The organism is Bacillus sp. AFS029637 (genome assembly GCF_002584985.1).
Taxonomy (GTDB): domain Bacteria; phylum Bacillota; class Bacilli; order Bacillales; family Bacillaceae_G; genus Bacillus_A.
This window is the reverse complement of sequence record NZ_NUPZ01000072.1, coordinates 1-252: the sequence shown is the minus strand read 5'-3', so window position 1 is coordinate 252 and position 252 is coordinate 1. Positions and strand designations below refer to the sequence as shown.

The 252-nt window shown below is 34.1% G+C and carries 1 protein-coding gene; it reads right to left on the bottom strand.

What is annotated here, in order from left to right; all coding sequences use genetic code 11:
- Window positions 1-108: helix-turn-helix domain-containing protein (locus tag COE49_RS26790; RefSeq protein ID WP_098841520.1), on the bottom strand; the 108-nt coding region annotated here is incomplete at its 3' end.
- Window positions 109-252: the final 144 nt, after the last annotated feature.

Genomic DNA, 252 nt, shown 5'->3' with positions numbered 1-252 from the left:
AAGAAAATGGTTAAATACAAAGCGACTGCAACCAATCGTTTTAGCAATTAATATTTCTTGATTCTTATTTGGGTAGATACGAAATTTATATGCTTTATTTACTAACATAGGTTGCACCTCACCTTTTCATAGTATATCTACAGTATACAAAAAACGTAGGCTTACGCCTACTGACATTCATCTCCCACCTAAAATTGGTGTTTCACGCCTTCACATTTTTGAGGAAGGAGTCTTCTGTCAGAAAACGATAAA